The organism is Erythrobacter insulae (assembly GCF_007004095.1).
GTDB lineage: Bacteria > Pseudomonadota > Alphaproteobacteria > Sphingomonadales > Sphingomonadaceae > Erythrobacter > Erythrobacter insulae.
The window spans coordinates 792,396-807,022 of sequence record NZ_VHJK01000001.1; the positions used below are offsets into that span (position 1 = coordinate 792,396).

A 14,627-nucleotide genomic window follows, 5' to 3' on the forward strand; every position below is an offset into this window, starting at 1 on the left:
TCAGGCGAACAGACCGATATCGGCGTCACCTGCGGCGCGAGCATCATCATGCAGTGCGGGCGTTTGCCCTTCGATTGCCTGATGCTCCGAATATGGTTGAGACGATCCTTGACCAGACCCTGTGGAAGACCCGTAGCGGGGATCGGACCCTTGCGGCGTGCCGTGCCCTTGGCCTCCGCCAGAGCTTGCGCTGCCGCCCTGACCATGCGCGCCGTTTTCTTGCCCGCGCTGGGATGAAGAGTTGGATGTTTCCGCCGCGATCAAACTGGTTCGCTCTGCGAGAGCGGTGTGAACCGCAGGAACAAAGCCCGGATCACGATTGGAAAGGGTCGCCCGCAGATCGCCTCCCGATGCCTCAAACCGCATACTCACAGCGCCAAATTCGGCATGTTTTAAGGCGAGTTCAGGACGCAAATTACGGCCGGTTTCGCGCGCTTCGGCAATCTGGGTAATCGCCGATTCAATGTCGGCTGAAGGACGCAGTTCAGCAGCAGCAACAATCGGCGCTTGTCCAGAAGGGGGAGTCGGCGCGGCGGACGCCAGCGTCGGATTCGGCGCAGCCGGAGCCATTGGCGTGGACGCCGAACCGGTGTCTGCAATTGGCACGGGTATATCGGCTTGCGCCTGCGCCTTAGCCGCCGCCCCATCAGACAGATTGGGAGGCGGGGCAAGCGGCCGTGAAATGGGCGCTGCGATAGTTGCCGTATCAACACCGCGCAGAACATTGATTGATTTTGCAGCAGCGGGCGCAGCAAGCGCAGCCTTTACAGGATCATGCCGAGCATCTTGCCGATGCGCCGGGAGGGCCGCAAGATCGCTCGGCAAGGTCAAATTTTGAAGGGCTGAGCGTTCAGTTCGATAAATTTCAGCAGGGGTGGGTTCAACCGATTGTGGCTCTACGGTGCCTCGGTCAATTTCCGCCAGTGGCGTGAAGAGCGTGGGCTTGAACAGTTTTTCGTCACCCGCTTTGTGATCGGATACCGTCTTAACCGGCTGCGGCATATCCTGAGAAACCGCCGCACGATCCATTCCTGCCGGGCGCGGCATTGGCGTTTGCGCCAGAGTGATCTCGCGGGGTGCGGGCAAAGGTTTGGCCGGGGTCTCTTGTATCAGATCCTGTGGTTGCCGGGGATTTGCCACTGGCGGCAAACCATGGCCGGTCGGCGGCGTGGTTTTGCCGCGTTCGCCAACTTCGTCTGCCGCCATGGCAACCGAAAACCCATCGCCTTTCGTCGCTGCCTGCGCTGAACGCAGTGGCTTTGAGCCAAGTTCAATACTTGTCTCCAAAATCTGGCCAAATGGCTCTGCCAGCGCCGTTTGCGGAGCGTCCGCCAATAGTCCGGCGTCCTCAGATAAAGGCTCTTCTTGTTTCACGCGCGGAGCATCCAAAGCGAAGGCATGCTTATTCTGCGGCGCGATGCCAGAATTGATGGTGAGCGGAAGGCCCCGCAGCTCGGGCAGGTTGATCGTCATGTAAGCGTCCTCGTTTTATCTCCCTTTGCAGGTTGCAACTTGCGTGCCAGCTCGGCGCTGCTGCTCAATTGACTGCGCTCTTTTGCTGCGTCCAAATGTCGCTTTGCCTCCTGCGCGCGCGTGCCCAAACGGCGTGCGCGATTGTCTGCTTTGGCGAGATCATGCTGCCGCTGAGCGGCCTGACGCGCGGCCAGGGCGACGGAGCGATCGGCATCACGCGCCAGAGCCGTAAGAGCGCCGGAAAATCGCATGATCTGTTGCATGGCGGCGCCATCGCCTTGTCCGTCTCGTGAATGATATTCGGCTGCAAGATCACGGCTGCGCCCGGCAAGCCTTGCGCTCTTTTGCTCTTCCATCAACGCATCGGACAAAGTTCGCATGGCCTCTTGCCGGGCAATATCCGCGAGCATTTTCTGACGCTGGATAAGCAGCAATTTGCGGCGCTCACGCATGAGCAGCGCCGATGCTCGCGACCGACTGCAATTCACCAAAACTATCGGCCAGATTGATCGCGTCCCCTCGGGGTTGCTGCAAGAAAGCGTCAATGACTGCGGATTGTTCGAGCGCCGCATCAAGCACAGGATCGGTCCCGCTGCGATAGGCGCCCATCAACACGAGATCACGGTTTTCTTCACGCGCCGAAACCAATGATCTGATCCTGCGTGCCGCATGCATGAGATGCGGATCAACCAGATCGTCCATCACCCGGCTGAGCGATGCCGGAATGTCGATTGCCGGATAATGCCCCCGCTGCGCCAAATCACGCGACAACAGAATATGCCCATCCAGAATGGCGCGCGCTGTATCGACAACCGGATCCTGCGCGTCATCTCCATCTGCAAGCACGGTGTAGAGCCCCGTGACAGATCCGCCCGAGCGCGCCGAATTGCCGGCCCGTTCAACCAGTTTCGTGATCGCAGCAAGCGCCGATGGCGGATATCCTCGGGCAGCTCCGGGTTCCCCCAATAACAGGGCAAGTTCACGCGCGGCGTGGGCCACGCGGGTCAGGCTGTCCACGATCAACATCGTCCGTTTGCCCCGAGATCGGAAATATTCGGCAATCGCACTGGCATATTGCGCCGCGCGCAGACGCAAATTGGGCGCATGATCAGCCGGCACCGCCACCACCACGATCCGCCCTCGCCGCGCGCCTTGCATGTGACGGCTCACAAAATCGGAGACTTCGCGCGCGCGCTCCCCGATCAGCGCCACGACAATGATATCCGCTTCGGCATGGCCCGCGACAGTGTCGATCAGAACCGATTTGCCGACCCCGGAACCCGCAATGACGCCCATTCTTTGGCCGACACCCATCGTTGCCAGCGCATTTATGGCCCGCACTCCGCAATCGAATGGCTCGCGAACAGGGGCCCGCTCCAATGCGCTTTCGCGTCGGCCTGCCAGGGGCCAGGATTGGTTGAGGCCAAGCGGCGGACCGCCATCAATCGGATTGCCCAACCCATCCACCGCCCGGCCCAGCAAGGCATCGCCCAGCTGAACCGCGCCCGGATTGCCGAGAGCCCGAACCGGGGCGTTCGGTCGAAGCAGGACTGTATCGCCAAGCAGCATCATAAGCGAATGTCCGCTGCGAAAACCGATCACCTCGGCCAGTGAAACCTCGCCATCCTCGCCTTCGATTGCGCCCAGCGATCCAATCGGCAAAGGCAGGCCCGCAACTTCGACAAGCCCGCCATCGCAGGCCATGACCCGCCCGCACAATACCGGGCCGGAAGCGACTTTCAGACTGCGCATACGCGCCAGATCCAGCTGAAGTTCGGCAATCATCCGCGCAGCGCCTCTGCGATTGCGCGGCGCCATTGATCGGGGCCGTCCAACACTTCCCCATCGCCGCCTTCAAGCCTCAGCGACCCGCGCTCCAGAGCCGTGTCAGGATGTATTGTCCACGTTTGCGGAGCGTGCTGGCCAAGGGTGTCTATATCGGCAGGATGGAGGTGCAGCACGCATTGATCCGCCGCAGTGCCCAAGGTCCGTGCTGCGTCACGCGCTCTTTGCAATAGAGCATCTGCGTCGATCGCACTTTCGCTTAACACCTGTGTGCAAAGTGAAAGAACTGTCGCAGACAATTCCTGCGCCAAGGCATCCATCGCGCTTTGATCCAACGTTCGAAAAGCAAGCCGAATATCGCGCTGGTGAGCGATCACTTGGTCAAGCTCGCTCTGCATGGCCGCACGTCCGGCGGCTTCGCCATCGGCAAAAGCGCGCGCCGTGGCATCTGCTGCCGGTTCGCGTTCGGTGCCACCGGGAACATCGCTGCCGCAATCTCCGACTTGCCCTGCAAGCTGAGCTGTGTCTGCAAACACATAACCTTCGCGAAATTCCGCGCTGCGCGGCAGCGCCCTGATCCAATCGGACACACCTCGACCGCTCGCCTGATCAGGCTCAGCCTCGGCCAACGCGCCGATCCAGTCAGACGAATTCGCCATCATCGGCTCCGATCACAATTTCACCCTGATCAGCCAGACTGCGGGCCGTTTCGATGATGCGCCGCTGCGCCGCTTCGACCTCGCTTCGCGCAAGCCGCCCGCGCAGATCAATATCATCACGGATGCCGTCAGCCGCCCTGCTCGACATGGCGGCGAAGAACGGAGCACGCTCCGGCTCCTTCAATCCTTTCAATGCATCAACCAACGCCTCACTATCAACGTCTCGCAGCAATCGGCCCATGGCCTGCGGATCAAGCTCAAGCAGCATTTCAAACGTGAACATTTGCTCTTCGATGGCCTCGGCCAATGCCGGGTCAAGCTGTGCGATGACCGGCAAAACAGTGTTGCGGACCTCGCCCGCCGCCAGATTAATCAGGTCGGCGGCCTCCCGCGGCCCTCCCAACATCAGCGCGCTTGCTCCAAAATTGGCACCGATGCGCTGTGACAGCAGGCTGTCGATCATATCAACGGCGTGAGTAGAAATTGGGCCGATACGGGCAACGCGCTCAATCACGGCCGATTGCATATCTGTGGGCAATTGCGTCAGGACCTCGGCGGCGGCTTCGCTTTCCAGCATCAAAAGCAATGCCGCGATCACCTGCGGATGCTCGCCATCGACCAGTTTAAGCAGTACATTAGGCGCAAGCCAGCGTGCCATTTCGATTGTTCGGGGGCGAATTTCTGGTGTGATCCGCTGCATCATGCTTTCCGCTTTGGTTTCCCCCAAAGCCTGCGTCAGCAAAGACCGCACTTCCCCGGAGCGTTCGCGCGCGGGGACAATATTCCGGTCCGCCTCAGTCACGAAATCACCAAGCGCTTCGGCGATTCCCAGCTGATCAATTTCACCCAGCGCGCACATCGCACCGCCCAGCCGCTCAAGCTCTCCAGGGCCAAGCCGAGCCAACAACGCAGCGGCTTCCTCTTCACCCAAAAGCGTAAGGAAAACGGCTGCCCTTTGAGTCCGGCTCATCGCCTCACGCGCAGGTTCGGGTTCGCCTTGCAGGCTTTGGGTATCAGCAAGGTCACTCATCACGCATCTGCCTTTTCTGCCGGCGGCTCCAGCATCCGTTGCAGTGCTTCCACAGCGCGTTCAGGCTGCGCCACGGCGAGCTGGCGGGCCAATTCAACCTGCCTCGGCAGATCATCGCCCGATGAATTCTGATTGCCTTCATTGGCCACGATCGGTTCAGCATCGTTATCGGCATTTGGATCCCGATCTTCGTTGCGCATCCGTTTCATCAATGGCCGCACAACCATCAACAAGACGAGCAAGACCGCCAGCAATGCAGTGCCATACCGCAGCGCCATTGCGAACCACGGTTGCTCGTAAAAAGCCGGAGGGGTGATCTCGGTCGTCTCGAATGCGCTGACGACTATTTCAACAGTATCCCCGCGCGCTTCATCCGCGCCAACGGCGGCGCTGACCAAGGATTGCAATTGTTCGGCGGTAAGCGGCGCAGCAGCCTTCAAAGCGGCATCGCTTACGGCAACAGCAACGGAAAGTTTGACCAATCCGCCTGGCCGCGTGCTGGTGACGGCGACTTCACGCCCCAACTCATAATCGCGCCGGATTGAGCTTTCGCTGTCGCCGGGCGGCTGTACGCCGGGCGCATCCGGGTCCAAGGCTGCTTCGGTTGCTTGCGGCGCTTCATCCACCAGTTCCGCATCGGGTGGCGGTGTGTTGGCTGTGACGCCTGGAACGCCGCCCGCTTCTGCCCCGGCAGACCGCACCGCGCTGCGTTCACTTTCGCTGCGGACCGAGCCGTCTTTGTCATAACTCTCGCGCGCGGCGGTCACTTCGCTTTGATCGAGTTTGACCTGCACCTGACTTGAAAAACTGCCATCCCCTAAAAGCGGCATCAACAAAGCATTCACTTGATCGCGCAGCTTGCCTTCAAATTCGCGCTGGAGCAGCAGGCCATCCATAGCCCGGTCGCGGACCGAAGAAAGCAAGCGCCCGTTTTGATCGACAACGCGCACCGATTGGGCGGTCATGCCGGGGACGGAACCCGATACCAGATTGACGATTGCTTCGACCTGATCCTGACCCAGAGAGCGGCCACTGACCAATCGAACCATCACCGAAGCAGTCGGGGCGTTGGTCTCTCTTACAAAGACCGATCGTTCGGGCGTTGCAAGGTGGACCCGCACCGCTTCGATCCCGTCAATCTCGCGGATGGTCAACATCAATTCGCGCTCACGCGCCAAGCGCAAGCGCTCGCCTTCCAATGTGCGGCTTGACCCCAGCGGTATCGCATCGAGCATCTCGCTCGCGCCCTCCGGCGCGGCCAGACCCCCGTCGCTGGCGACAGCCATTCGTGCCCGGTAAAGGTCATCCTCGCCCACTGTCACCACACCGGTGCCGGCATCGATGGAATATCCGATGCCGCTGCGATCCAGTGTCTCGATAACTTTGGCGCGTTCGCCATCGCTCAGACTGGAATAGAGAATACGCTGCGGCCCGTCGGCAATCGCCAGATACAGAGCCGCAACGACTGCAATCGTTCCAAGCCCGGCGAGCGCTGGCAGCGCCCGGCGAACTGCCGGTTGACTTGTGAAAGCCCGAATTTGCTCTCCGAAACCGCCCGCATTCAATCCGGTGCTCAAACCCGAAAGGCTGGCCGGTTGGGCAACTGGGACTGCCGCGCCATTGGCAGGAACAGGCATCGTGGGATCGGCCATCTATCAGCTCCCCATCCGCATAATATCTTGATAGGCAGATAGCAGTTTGTTGCGGACCTGAAGGGTCGCCTCAAACGCAACGCCGGCCTCTTGCCGGGCGAGCATCACCTGCGCGATATCGGTGACCTCGCCGCGTTCATAGGCGGCCTGCATATCGCCAGAGCGCTGCTGAACCGCGCTGACCTGCTGCAGTGCCGTGCCAAGCGTGTCGGAAAAATTAACCCCAGGGGTGGCCGTGGCCGCCGCAGCGCCGGGATTGGTAGTGTCCGATGCAGCACGCACATCCTGCAACGCCTTGCTGCGAGCAAGAACTTCCTGACGCAAGGCGAGCACGTCCTGAACTCCGGCAACGGGACGCACGGGGCTCATGCTTCACCGCCTGCAGCCAAAAGGCCGGATTCGCGCATGGACGCCAGGCGATACCGCAACGTGCGTTCTGAAATCCCCAGACTGAGCGCTGTTTTTGCCCGATGCCCGCCATGGTTTTCCAGCGCATTCAGGATTGCCTGCGCTTCGGATTGAAACGCAACATCGGACAATTTGCGATTGCCATGCCGCGCGATTGGCGGTGATGGCAGATCTACATTGTTATCGGCCACTGATCGCACCGGTTGATCAAAAACGATATGTTCGGAGCCAATCTGCGCGGCGTCCCCCGCGAGCAAGATTGCACGGCGGATGACATTTTCAAGCTCGCGGACATTCCCCGGCCAGATGTGGGTCTGAAGCAAAGCCAATGCCTGGCCGGATATCCATCGCGGCATGTCTGTGCGACATGCGTGGCGCAGCAACATCCCAAAGGCCAGCGGAGCAATATCCCCGCGCCGATCGCGCAAGGCGGCCAATTCAAGGGGGAAGACATTAAGCCTGTAAAGCAGGTCTTCACGGAACCGGCCCGCTTCGACCTCGGCGCTGAGCGTGCGATTGGTACACGCGACGATCCGTGCATCAACGCGCACAGGCTTGGTCGCGCCAAGCGGCAAAACCTCGCCTTCCTGCAAAGTCCGCAGCAATTTCGCCTGCAGAGCAAGCGGCAACTCACCAATCTCGTCGAGCAGCAGCGTGCCTCCATCCGCTGCGCGGAAAAGCCCATCGCGCGCTTCGGCCGCGCCGGTAAACGCGCCCTTGCGGTGACCAAACAGCAATCCTTCCAGCATGGCTTCGGGCATCGCAGCGCAATTGACCGCAACAAATGGTCCTTTGCTGCGCGATGAAAGCCGGTGGACAAAACGGGCAAGCACTTCTTTGCCGGTACCAGTTGGCCCCTCCAGAAGAACCGGAATTTCGCTGCGCGCGATCCGTTCAGCCAAAGTCAGAAGCGCCAGGCTCTGTTCGTCGGCTGCGATCGGCATACCGCCTTGCGCCGCCACAGCAATAAAGGCCGCGCGGGCGGCATCCAGATTGCATTCTTTATAACCAAGCGCGACGCGGTGATCGGCAAGCCACGAAATTGACGGGACCTCCGATTGGACCAGATCAATTTCAATCGTGTCAGCTCTGCGTCCGCCCGGCGGACAGGCGAACCGGCCGTTTTCACCCAGCAACAGCCGATCGCGCTGCCAATCCTTGCCAAGCAGCGGCAGAGTACTGCCGAGCAGAGTGCGATGGCGGTGTTCAAAACTGCTTTCTTGTTCATCCTCGCCGGCGCGAGGCGCGGCAATGGCGGCAGCATTTGATCGGGGATCGCGGATAGAATTCAGCATAGCGGAACCGTTTGGCCTTATGTTTTTCAAAGGTGTGGCTTCATGTCGGAAAGGATTTGCCGCCCAGCCGGACAAGATAGAGCAAATTTAAGCCCCCGTAGGACCACGTAGACGCGGATTTCCGGCTGTAGTTTTCCCGCGCGCCCGCGTGAGGGCTGACCGGGTTAGAAATCAAAAAAACGAACATTCGCGCTTAAACATTCGCGCCGATGGTCGCTCTATGTCTCACCAGCGGCGAGCCCCTCTCGCTGCGGAAGACCAGACCATCGGGAGTTTGACCAATGTCCGTTATCAATACCAACACCTCCGCTCTGCGCGCCGCCAATTCGGGTATGCAGGCCAACCGTATGCTCGACACTGCGATGGAGCGCCTTTCAACGGGTCGCCGCATCAACGGCGCCAGCGATGATGCTGCCGGCCTGTCGATCGCAACCACATTTTCGTCCGAAATTCGCGGGCTTAACCAGGGCATCCGTAACGCCAATGATGGCATCGCCCTGGCTCAGACAGCCGAAGGGGCGCTGAACGAAGTCACCAACATGCTTCAGCGTGTCCGTGAGCTGGCCATTCAGTCGAGCTCTGGCACATATGATGCCGATAGCCGCGGGTTCATGGATACCGAGGTTGACGAACTGCGCGCCCAGATCGACGATATTCTCACCAACACGCAGTTCAATGGCGTGTCCGTCTTCAGCACCACCAGCGGCAGCGACGTAACCGTCGATATTGCAATCGATGCAGGCCGCACGGTCACGCTCACCAGTAGCGCGATTGATAGCACCAATATCAGCGCCACCGCACTGGATGTTACCTCTGTCGCCAATGCCGGAACCACAATCACCAACGTCGATAATGCCCTTAAAGATGTGAACACCGCCCGGTCTTCGCTGGGTGCAGGCCAAAACCGGTTGGAATCGGCCATCAACAATCTGACGACAACGGCGACCAACCTGGCCGATGCGCGTTCACGAATTGAAGATACCGATTTCTCGGCAGAGACGACCGCTCTGGCAAAAGCGCAAATCCTGAACCAGGCATCGACAGCGATGTTGGCCCAGGCGAACCAGTCGCAGCAAAACGTTCTGTCTTTGCTCCGCTAATTTCAGCCCCCGCCTTTTGATAAAAAAGGCAAAAGAAAAGCCCGGTAGCCGCAAGGCTGCCGGGCTTTTTGTTATGGTTGGAAAGGGCGCGATTTAAGCGGCATCAGCGGTGCGGTCTTGCCAGTCAATCACCTCAAGATAATTGCGCAGGCGGTTTTCCTCTAACCGCGCGATCAGTGGGTTGTGATGATAAGGCAGCAAAAATTGCGCAAAGGCCTCTGACCAGTGTGCATTAGCATCAAAGACAATACCAAGCCCGAATACCGCCGGAACATGGACATAATAGAGCGGGCGCTCTTCGCTGTCGGCATCAGCCAGAAAATCTTCAACCGCAGTCAAGACACCGTTGCCAGGCCCCCCAGATTCAAGCGCGACAGCAAAACTTCCACCGCCGCGAAAGCCGCGATTTTCAAGCACAGCGCCCTCATCCAAGCGGACACCATGGTCATAGCTGAAGGGATGGCGCCAATCGGCCGGAATGCGGTTTGGGGCGTAATAGAAATCACGCCGCGCACATGGCCACGAAACATCGTGCAAGAACGCCAGTAACGGCGTGCCAGCTGCGCGCGAGATCCGGTCAATTTCGGTCAGCTCGTGGAACACGGTGTAATAATTGTGATCGCCATCAACAAACCACGCATCGGCGGCCTGCGCGTTTGGCAATGCCTCAAGACTTGGCAGCAAGACGTGGTTCACCGCTTCGTCATCCTCTGCCCATTTCGAAAAGCTGGGGTCCGGTTCGGGGTCGAAGCAGGTCAGCTTCCCGCCTTGACCGGCGCAGTGTTCTGCAAGGACTTTCGACATACCGCCAAATTCGCTGCCAATTTCCGTGATCGAGGCGACCTGTGCCTCCGCGAGGCAGGGCATGATGATGTTTGAAAATTCGGACATTGAGTGGATCAACAGGTTGCTCATGCGGCTTTCTCCGATGCTGTGATGGCAGCGCGCGCAGTGGCTGCACGTGCGGCGAAAGGGGTGGCGCTATCGCCGCGCTTTCTGAGCGGACGAAACACAAATTCGAGCATTTGCGGCTCATCGCAGGCGGGAACCGCGTCCGGCGGGACGAGCACCAAAGATGTCTCGGACAGGCATTCAAACAGGCCCGGTGCACGCTCCTCAACCCCGTCAAATTGCGCCGTTACGGGCACTGGCGGCGCATCATTGGCAAAGCCTCCCTTCAGCCCGCTCACAGGCGAGCACGTAATCGAGACAAGCTCGATCCATTCCAGCACGCCGCCGAATTGCAGAGCCGCTCCAAAACCTTTGCTACCGAGCGGAATCCGCGCGGCGAAATATCCATCGTGCGTGGCGCGCGCCTCTACGGTGGTTTGCGCAGTGTCATTGGAACTGACGTAAAATACCGGCAATTCGAACGCGCTTCGCGTATGGTCAGTGTAGCTGAGGCCAAGCCCGAAGCGTTTCTGCGCAATCAGGGAAAGCCGCGTGCTCATGTCCTCCTGCGCCAGTTCGGCAGGCAGGAACATGCGGGACGATCCTTTCATATAGAACAGTCCGCGCCGCCGCATTCCTTCGCGGGCATGATCCGGGTCGAACAGCGAAACCATGCGCTCACTGCCCAGATTTATATCGTGTTCAAACCGGGCAAGCACGTCCAGTTCTTCGGCCGCAGGCAGGTACATGAACCGGCCCAGCGCGGCCGCCACGCCATCCCGCCACGCGCGGGCTTCATGGGCAAAATTATCACGGATGATCGGAGGCACCGCTGCGGCCTTGGTAAAGCTCACCACCCCGCGTTGTACCGCTTCGCGAATGTCGCTTTGTTTGCCTTTAACGGCACTGTCTTTGCGGATTGGCGCCCCTTGATCGGTGTAATCGACCACAGAACCCAGATCGCAGGTCGCGAGCTGTTCGATCACGGCGACATTACCGCATAAGGCTTCGAGACATTCGGGATCGAAATGCCGCGCATCAATAAGCCCTCTTTTATCAAGGCCAGTCGCCTGCATCTCGCGCAGCAACAGATATCGGCCCGCCACCTGCACACCGAATGTCTCTTGCAAAAGCGCATCGATCCGGTTCTGGGCCGATCCGTTATAGCCAAGATCGACCAGCATCAGCGTGTCACCCGGTTGCGGATCGACAGCCTGGCGCACATGCTCTGTCAAGCGGTCGGCAAATCCACGCGCGCGTCGCAGAGTGATCTTTTGACGTTGGCCTTTGCGCAGTTCGGTTATCAGTTTGGCGCTGGCGGCGGATTTGTCAGCCGCACTGTGCGGCGTACCAACGATACGTTCAATCTCGGCATCATCCATCAACATTTGCCGTGCAAGCGTCGCCGGATTGAGGCCATGCTCCAAAGCGATGTGCCCATCATACGCCTCACGCGAGGATAACGATGCTGCTGTTGCGGTAAATCGGCTGATTTCAACGCTGGCAGTATTGGGGCACGCACCGCCAGCTTCATGCACCCGTTTTGGCAGATACCCGTCGCGCAGCATGAACAGCCAGTGGACTGTTCCGCCCTGTTTTACGCGCAGCATCTCTGCCTCTGACCTTAGCCAGCGATCAAACCCGGCGAACACCGGACCGAGCACGCTTAGGCCCAAAGCCTCTGCCGGGTCATCGCATAATGGCTCGTCACGGGACAGGATTGCGCGGTGCGGTTGCAAGCCGCGCATATCATCGCGCTGTTCGCCGATAATCTGCGCAAAAGCGCGTTCGAACCGCAAACGTCCGCGTGCAGCATCGCTGAACTGCAAGAGGTGCAATGCCGGCACACCGAGCGCGCGCGAGGCATCATAATCGGCCGCTTTGTTGTCTCCCAGATGCAGCGCCTCATGGGGGCGGCATTTCATCACCTTGAGCGCTTTCGACAGCAGGCCCTGCCCTTTCGAGATGCCTGCCTGCGAGGATGCAAAGACCCGGTCAATCAGATCGGCAACAGCATCGCCAGCGGCGCTGCGGATAAGCTGTTCAAGTTGCACCGCATCCAGATAGGTGTCCGATACAATAATCACTGAAAGCCCCCGGGCTTTCGCGGCCCGCATCAGATCGACCGCCGGCCCAAATGCAAAACAAGCGCGCGCCTCAGCGGCCAATTCCTCGGCGATTGCATGTTTGCGGTGCGCAGCTGACGCGTTGGGCAAAACTTGCGCGTAGATCGCGTCTAGCCCGACTTCGCTGCTCCGGCGGAGGGTTTGCTGCGCCTTGCGGGCATTGGTCTCGCCAACAATCCGTTGCCCCGGCAGCGCCGCATCGAAAGCGGCAAACACATCGGTCGGCGCGTGGCAGTCACGCCATAATAGAGTGTCAAAACAATCCAGAGACAGCAGCTTGATACCCGCTGGCGCGCGATCCAGCGCTTGGGCCAGTTCATGCGGCAAAATTGTCTCTGTCATATCTGCTCTCCAGTAAAAAGCGCAGCCATTGGGCCGCCTTGCTGGAGAGACGGGCTAGTTCGACATGGTTGATGGAGTGGTGCTGGTGCCCTGCGTGGGAGTACGTATCGCGGCGCTGGCAATGACCTGTCTGCTGCGGCCTTGCGGCTCTAACAGCAAGAGCGATATGCGCCGGTTTCGCGGGTCTGCCGGATCATCCAAAATCAACGGTTCGCGGTCGGCAACGCCTTCGATCCGGGCAAATCGGCCTTCGTTCATTCCTTGAAGGATCAAGGCCTGACGGGTGGCTTCCGCGCGTCCGGTTGAAAGCGACCAATTGTTGACCTGCACGCCAGACCGCCACGGCAGGGAGTCGGTGTGCCCTCTCAGGATAAGCGGCGCGGTTTCATCCGCTATGCTGTCTCCGATAACCTGCAAAAGGCCGCGAGCATCGGCGGTCAGGATCGTGGTGCCGAGCGCAAACATCGAAAAATCGGCATCATCCACCAGATCAATCCGGATGCCGTCCGGCGCGCGGATAACCCGGACCTGCTTTGCCAGATGTCGAAGCCTCTTCTGCTTTTCCAGCTGCTCGGCGATTTTCTCGCGCAGATTTTCAATCCGCTCGGCTTCGCTTTCTCCGCGCCCGCCGCCTTCGACCGGTCCACCTGTCGCACCGCGCGGAATGGTGATGGATTTCGTCCCAGTCTGCCCCATTGCATTGGGATAATTATCGACATCCGTGATCGAGCTTCCGCCCAGCATACCATCGGCGCCTGCGCCTTCCTGACGCGTCTTCACAAGCGTTGGTGAAAAATAATCGGCAAGCCCTTTGCGCTGGTTTTCCTCTGTCGCCCCGAGCAGCCACAGCAATAGGAAAAACGCCATCATCGCCGTGACAAAGTCGGCATAGGCGACCTTCCACGCACCGCCATGATGGCCGTCAGCCTGTTCAATCGTGATCTTTTTGACGATGATCGGTGCAGGCGGTGCTGCGGCGTTTTCCTCGGCCATTCTAGCGGCCCCGCATCAGATCGAGCAGATCGGTAAGCTTGGGCCGGTGCGCAGGCGGCAGGCCTGATCGAGCCGCCTCAAGCACAAGCGGCTGCGGATAACCATGCAGGCTGGCGATGATCACCTGCTTGATCGAATGCAATATCTGCTGATCATGCGCGTTAACCTGTTTCAAACGGCTCGCCATCGGTCCGGCAAATCCATACGCCAGCAACACGCCCAGAAACGTGCCAACCAAGGCCCCGCCGATCATCTTACCCAGAATTTCGGGTGGTTCGTTAATAGAACCCATAGTCTTGATCACACCCAGAACAGCCGCAACAATCCCGAGCGCGGGAAAAGCATCCGCCATGGACTGGATCGCATGGGCGGGCTCTTCCATTTCATGCAGCTGGGTCTTGATCGCGTTGTCGATCACGTCCTCGACTGCGTGCGTATCCAACGTGCCGCTTGAAACCACCATCAGTGTGAGTGGATCGCAAATCAGATCGCGGACAACCGGATCGTTTTGCAGCTTGGGATATTCGCTGAAGATCGTCGAGTTTTCAGGATCGGTGACATGGCTTTCCAATGCAACGGCGCCTTCTGCGCGAAGCAGTTTCATCAATTGGCTGGTAAGCGCGATGGCATCGATATGATCGGCATCGGAGTATGTCGGACCCTTGAAGACTTTGACAATCCCGCCTCCGAGCAGTTTGATTTCGTGCATGGAGTTTCCGATCAAGACGGCGCCGAGTGCGGCTCCGCCGATCATCATCATTTCCAATGGCAATGCCGCCAGGATCGGCCCCATAGAGCCGCCCGCCAAGGTAAAGCCGCCAAACACCATGACGATCAGAACAATGATACCAATGATGGCGAACATTTCGGCTG

Annotated in this window: 13 protein-coding genes; 1 reads left to right on the forward strand and 12 read right to left on the reverse strand. The window is 59.4% G+C overall.

Annotated elements, in window-relative coordinates; genetic code table 11:
* From FGU71_RS03800 to FGU71_RS03835, 8 genes are read right to left on the reverse strand one after another with little or no spacing between them, the layout of a single operon-like run.
* Window positions 1-1,473, reverse strand: coding sequence for a hypothetical protein (locus FGU71_RS03800; protein ID WP_142787324.1), 1,473 nt, complete (start codon window positions 1,471-1,473; stop codon window positions 1-3).
* Complete coding sequence (locus FGU71_RS03805) at window positions 1,470-1,925, reverse strand: hypothetical protein (protein ID WP_142787325.1); 456 nt, start codon at window positions 1,923-1,925, stop codon at window positions 1,470-1,472. Before FGU71_RS03805 ends, FGU71_RS03800 begins: the two co-directional genes overlap by 4 nt.
* Window positions 1,918-3,258, reverse strand: coding sequence for a FliI/YscN family ATPase (locus tag FGU71_RS03810; protein WP_142787326.1), 1,341 nt, complete (start codon window positions 3,256-3,258; stop codon window positions 1,918-1,920). Before FGU71_RS03810 ends, FGU71_RS03805 begins: the two co-directional genes overlap by 8 nt.
* The gene (locus FGU71_RS03815; protein ID WP_142787327.1) at window positions 3,255-3,920 is read right to left on the reverse strand and encodes a FliH/SctL family protein; all 666 of its coding nucleotides are present in this window, start codon (window positions 3,918-3,920) and stop codon (window positions 3,255-3,257) included. Before FGU71_RS03815 ends, FGU71_RS03810 begins: the two co-directional genes overlap by 4 nt.
* Window positions 3,901-4,947 (reverse strand): flagellar motor switch protein FliG, encoded by a 1,047-nt coding sequence (gene fliG, locus FGU71_RS03820; protein WP_234035630.1) that lies wholly within the window; start codon window positions 4,945-4,947, stop codon window positions 3,901-3,903. The genes FGU71_RS03815 and fliG overlap by 20 nt, the downstream gene beginning before the upstream one ends.
* Window positions 4,947-6,599: a flagellar basal-body MS-ring/collar protein FliF gene (fliF, locus tag FGU71_RS03825; RefSeq protein ID WP_142787328.1), complete on the reverse strand. Its 1,653-nt coding sequence runs from the start codon at window positions 6,597-6,599 to the stop codon at window positions 4,947-4,949. The genes fliG and fliF overlap by 1 nt, the downstream gene beginning before the upstream one ends.
* A 3-nt stretch (window positions 6,600-6,602) precedes the next feature.
* Entirely contained in the window at window positions 6,603-6,968 is a 366-nt protein-coding gene (gene fliE, locus FGU71_RS03830; RefSeq protein ID WP_142787329.1) for a flagellar hook-basal body complex protein FliE, read from the reverse strand.
* Window positions 6,965-8,302 carry a sigma-54 interaction domain-containing protein gene (locus tag FGU71_RS03835; protein ID WP_142787330.1) on the reverse strand — a complete coding sequence of 446 codons (1,338 nt, stop codon included), beginning with the start codon at window positions 8,300-8,302 and terminating at the stop codon, window positions 6,965-6,967. The genes fliE and FGU71_RS03835 overlap by 4 nt, the downstream gene beginning before the upstream one ends.
* Window positions 8,303-8,583: 281 nt before the next feature.
* On the opposite strand from FGU71_RS03835, the gene FGU71_RS03840 reads away from it, so the two are divergent.
* Window positions 8,584-9,402 carry a flagellin N-terminal helical domain-containing protein gene (locus FGU71_RS03840; protein WP_142787331.1) on the forward strand — a complete coding sequence of 273 codons (819 nt, stop codon included), beginning with the start codon at window positions 8,584-8,586 and terminating at the stop codon, window positions 9,400-9,402.
* Between the two features lie 93 nt (window positions 9,403-9,495).
* Here the strand turns inward: FGU71_RS03840 and FGU71_RS03845 are convergent, their stop codons facing one another.
* Genes FGU71_RS03845 through motA form a run of 4 tightly spaced genes read right to left on the reverse strand, consistent with a single transcriptional unit; the run spans window position 9,496 to window position 14,619 of the window.
* On the reverse strand, window positions 9,496-10,317 hold the full coding sequence (locus tag FGU71_RS03845) for a class I SAM-dependent methyltransferase (RefSeq protein ID WP_142787332.1): 822 nt from the start codon (window positions 10,315-10,317) through the stop codon (window positions 9,496-9,498).
* Window positions 10,314-12,761 (reverse strand): HAD family hydrolase, encoded by a 2,448-nt coding sequence (locus tag FGU71_RS03850; protein ID WP_142787333.1) that lies wholly within the window; start codon window positions 12,759-12,761, stop codon window positions 10,314-10,316. Before FGU71_RS03850 ends, FGU71_RS03845 begins: the two co-directional genes overlap by 4 nt.
* Before the next feature lie 54 nt (window positions 12,762-12,815).
* Window positions 12,816-13,754: a flagellar motor protein MotB gene (locus FGU71_RS03855; protein ID WP_142787334.1), complete on the reverse strand. Its 939-nt coding sequence runs from the start codon at window positions 13,752-13,754 to the stop codon at window positions 12,816-12,818.
* A 1-nt stretch (window position 13,755) separates the two neighbouring features.
* Window positions 13,756-14,619, reverse strand: coding sequence for a flagellar motor stator protein MotA (gene motA, locus FGU71_RS03860; RefSeq protein ID WP_142787335.1), 864 nt, complete (start codon window positions 14,617-14,619; stop codon window positions 13,756-13,758).
* Window positions 14,620-14,627 lie beyond the last annotated feature (8 nt).

Coding starts and splice junctions, on each gene's coding strand:
- fliF (WP_142787328.1), bottom strand. CDS start 6,599: ATGGCCGATCCCACGATGCCTGTTCCTGCCAATGGCGCGGCAGTCCCA.
- FGU71_RS03850 (WP_142787333.1), bottom strand. CDS start 12,761: ATGACAGAGACAATTTTGCCGCATGAACTGGCCCAAGCGCTGGATCGC.
- FGU71_RS03845 (WP_142787332.1), bottom strand. CDS start 10,317: ATGAGCAACCTGTTGATCCACTCAATGTCCGAATTTTCAAACATCATC.
- FGU71_RS03855 (WP_142787334.1), bottom strand. CDS start 13,754: ATGGCCGAGGAAAACGCCGCAGCACCGCCTGCACCGATCATCGTCAAA.
- FGU71_RS03840 (WP_142787331.1), top strand. CDS start 8,584: ATGTCCGTTATCAATACCAACACCTCCGCTCTGCGCGCCGCCAATTCG.
- FGU71_RS03805 (WP_142787325.1), bottom strand. CDS start 1,925: ATGCGTGAGCGCCGCAAATTGCTGCTTATCCAGCGTCAGAAAATGCTC.
- FGU71_RS03800 (WP_142787324.1), bottom strand. CDS start 1,473: ATGACGATCAACCTGCCCGAGCTGCGGGGCCTTCCGCTCACCATCAAT.
- FGU71_RS03835 (WP_142787330.1), bottom strand. CDS start 8,302: ATGCTGAATTCTATCCGCGATCCCCGATCAAATGCTGCCGCCATTGCC.
- fliE (WP_142787329.1), bottom strand. CDS start 6,968: ATGAGCCCCGTGCGTCCCGTTGCCGGAGTTCAGGACGTGCTCGCCTTG.
- fliG (WP_234035630.1), bottom strand. CDS start 4,947: ATGAGTGACCTTGCTGATACCCAAAGCCTGCAAGGCGAACCCGAACCT.
- FGU71_RS03810 (WP_142787326.1), bottom strand. CDS start 3,258: ATGATTGCCGAACTTCAGCTGGATCTGGCGCGTATGCGCAGTCTGAAA.
- motA (WP_142787335.1), bottom strand. CDS start 14,619: ATGTTCGCCATCATTGGTATCATTGTTCTGATCGTCATGGTGTTTGGC.
- FGU71_RS03815 (WP_142787327.1), bottom strand. CDS start 3,920: ATGATGGCGAATTCGTCTGACTGGATCGGCGCGTTGGCCGAGGCTGAG.